Below are 3,240 nucleotides of genomic sequence, written 5' to 3'. Positions count from 1 at the left end.
TGGGTCAATTTGCTTCCTGCTGCGGGCACGGTACTCCTTTTTGGGGTGTTATTTTTATGTGCCACAGTAGCGCCAGTAAATGAAGAGCACGTGCCTTTGGAAACATCATCACTTTCGCACTAGACCTGTTGGTATACCCAATGCCTTGCTAATAGTCCGCTACACAACGATATAACTCTACAATGAAAGAGTATGGCGGTAGTAAGCTGAATAGATGAGGGCTTCGCTCTTGCCGTGTTGATATTGCGGCGCTCTGCTTTCGGTTTATTGACGATAGGTGCGATTAGGCGAAAGCAGAGCGGTGAAAAAATTTAATCAATCAACTGATACTGCTTTGACAGCGCTTGAGCGAGTAGCTTAAACATATTAAAAGTAGCCGTGCTCTGACTGGTTGGCAGGCCATTTTCATCAAGGAAATAGTTTCCCCGAAATATTAAAATTCCGTTTTTTTGCTCAACACTGTCTACCGACATACCTTCAACAAAATCATCATGTTCGGTCATCAGTGCGCTGGCAATTTCTAATAATTCAGCGCGGCTTATCAGTTGTTTATCTTCAGACATAACCTGTTCTCTAATTATAGAATGTGTATTCTCAGTTGGCATCAGGTGCAACGTTAGGCAATATACCAAGATATTATATTGATTTTACGCTATTTTACAGTGATATAGCGCGAGTAGACTGCCTTTTTTCTGCTGTTTTGTTGTTGTTTTTTGTAACCTATTACTGCTGAAAGTGATAAATATTACCCAGTTGCAACAGTTGAGTCAGTTCATCTAATGCAGAATAAGACTCTTGTAGCAGCGTTGGATCACGTAATTCTGCTGGTATTAGGCGATCCCGATAGTGTTTATTGACCCATTGTTCTAAACGGTTAATTTTTGCTTCATCGAGCAAACAGTGCGGATTAACGGCACTCAGTTCGGCAGGTGTGAGTACCACTCTCAGGCGCAAACAGGCCGGCCCTCCGCCATTTTGCATACTTTGGCGTAAATCCATATAAATAACCTGTTTAATGGCAGCTTGCTGAGTAATAAGGGTGGATAAATAGCGGGCAATTACTGGGTTTGACTGACACTCTATCGGTGCAATCAGAGCCATGCTACGGTCGGGCAGTGTGACCAGTTGAGAATTAAATAGGTAGCTCTGCACGGCATCATCCACGGCAATATCTGTCTCAGAAACGGCAATTAAGGTGATATTTTCAGCATTCAGCCGCTGTTCAAGTTGTTGTTTTACACTTTCCATCGCTAAAAAAGCATGTTGATGATAAAACAACACGTTTTCGTTGCCGACAGCGATAACATCATTATGGAAAACACCCTGATCAATGATTGCCGGATTCTGTTGTAAAAACAGCGTATGTTCGGGTGTTAAGCCGTGCAACCGTGCAATAGCTTGACTGGCTTCATAGGTTTGCCTTGCCGGAAATTGCTGTGGGAATGGCCGGTTTTTATCAAAAAAAGTCCGCCCGTAAACAAACAGATGTATGCCTGAGCTGTCATGCCGGTGACAGAGTCGAGTATGGTTAGCGGCACCTTCATCACTGAACATATCGTGAGAAGGTAATGGCAAATGATGTGCAAAAAACTTGTCATTCGGGAAAACGGCACGCAAAATGCGCCCCGTAGTCTCCGATTCCAGTGAACGATGAAATTTATTCATCAAATTTGCTGGCGTAAAGTGCACTCGTTTATCAGCAGTATCTGTGCTCGGCGAAACAGTTGCTGCATTGGCTACCCACATTGCTGAGGCTGAGGTGACTGCTGCAAGTAAACGGGGGTTTGTTTGATACACACTCTCTAGCACTTGCGCAGGTGTTCCGGTAAAACCGAGCTGGCGTAATGTATGAACCGCGGGGCGCTCTTGCGGGGGGAGAACCCCCTGAGGCAGGCCCAGTTTGAGCATGGTCCGCATTTTTGCCAGCCCTTGCAGTGCTGCGTGTTTCGGGTTAGAAGGCTGCTGTGCATGGTGTGTTGATGCCACGTTACCGACCGATAATCCGGCATAGTTATGTGTTGGACCAACAAGACCGTCAAAGTTAACTTCTACACTGTGCATGATCTTCCCCTCATGACGTGGCAACGGGTAAAAATTGGCGTGTATTTTGTTTTGTATCAACATGATAACAAGGCTATATCCCGCACTGTGTTGGGGGAGCTTGTATGTGCTGATGGCGATTGACGCACTTGTTCGATAGATAAATAGATTTTAGTTAACAAATGAATAACATTGGCGCATTTTTTATGCAAGTTGCTGTCAGCCAATTATCCGAGCGGCAAACAATAAATCAGCCTATGATCAAAAAGTGGTTGATCTCCTTGATTTGTGCCGCAATATAAATAGAGACGTTTTTTTTACGGGTTGCTGCCATGCCAGTACTGATGCATTTATCCATTAACATGGGTTTTGTCTTTGTGGATGGGGCAGCCGGAAAGGATCAATTAGGTAATCACCACTATGGGTAAGTCGCTCGTTATCGTAGAGTCCCCTGCGAAAGCAAAAACAATCAATAAATATTTGGGTAGCGATTACATCGTTAAGTCCAGCGTGGGTCATATCCGCGATTTACCTACCAGTGGCTCGGCCTCGACAGCAGCCAAGAAAGCACCGGTAAGCACCAAGGGCTTAACACCGGAAGAAAAAGCTATCGTTACCAAGAAAAAAGAGCGTGATGCGCTGGTTTCTCGTATGGGTATTGACCCTTACCATGACTGGAATGCACGCTACGAAATTCTGCCAGGCAAAGAAAAAGTGGTTACAGAGCTGCAAGCTCTGGCAGAAAAAGCCGATAAAATCTATCTCGCAACCGACTTGGACCGTGAAGGGGAAGCCATTGCATGGCACCTGCGTGAAATTATTGGTGGAGATGACTCACGCTATCAGCGTGTGGTGTTCAACGAAATCACCAAAAATGCCATTCAGCAGGCATTTGAAAGCCCGTCAGAGCTGAATCTAGATCGTGTTAACGCACAACAAGCTCGTCGTTTTCTTGATCGCGTTGTTGGTTACATGGTTTCCCCGTTACTGTGGAAAAAAGTAGCTCGCGGCCTGTCGGCTGGACGCGTGCAGTCTGTTGCAGTACGGTTGGTGGTTGAGCGTGAGCGCGAAATTAAGGCTTTTGTACCGGAAGAGTACTGGGAACTACACGCTGACTTGCGTGCGCAAAGTACAGTGCTGCGTATGCAGGTTTTGCAGCGTAATGGCAAAGCGTTTGAGCCTGTTACACAAGCGGAGAGC

At 45.6% G+C, this 3,240-nt stretch carries 3 protein-coding genes; 1 reads left to right on the top strand and 2 read right to left on the bottom strand.

The window, feature by feature from the left end:
• Positions 1-311: 311 nt before the first annotated feature.
• Both ACRC27_RS01935 and astB read right to left on the bottom strand, forming a co-directional pair.
• On the bottom strand, positions 312-563 hold the full coding sequence (locus ACRC27_RS01935; RefSeq protein ID WP_438623419.1) for a DUF2498 family protein: 252 nt from the start codon (positions 561-563) through the stop codon (positions 312-314).
• Positions 564-723: 160 nt separating this feature from the next.
• Positions 724-2,061, bottom strand: coding sequence for an N-succinylarginine dihydrolase (gene astB, locus ACRC27_RS01930; RefSeq protein WP_438630144.1), 1,338 nt, complete (start codon positions 2,059-2,061; stop codon positions 724-726).
• 399 nt (positions 2,062-2,460) lie between these two features.
• Between astB and ACRC27_RS01925 the strand changes: the two genes are divergently transcribed.
• A partial coding sequence (locus ACRC27_RS01925; RefSeq protein ID WP_438639061.1) for a DNA topoisomerase occupies positions 2,461-3,240 on the top strand: 780 nt, incomplete at its 3' end.

It is taken from the genome of Plesiomonas sp. (genome assembly GCF_051650925.1).
GTDB lineage: Bacteria > Pseudomonadota > Gammaproteobacteria > Enterobacterales > CAMTGL01 > Plesiomonas.
The sequence above is the reverse complement of the archived record's forward strand: the minus strand, read 5'-3'. Positions and strand labels throughout refer to the sequence as shown.

What these genes read in the sequence shown, in the direction of transcription:
- ACRC27_RS01935 (WP_438623419.1), bottom strand. Translation starts at nt 563, where the DNA reads ATGTCTGAAGATAAACAACTGATAAGCCGCGCTGAATTATTAGAAATT.
- astB (WP_438630144.1), bottom strand. Translation starts at nt 2,061, where the DNA reads ATGCACAGTGTAGAAGTTAACTTTGACGGTCTTGTTGGTCCAACACAT.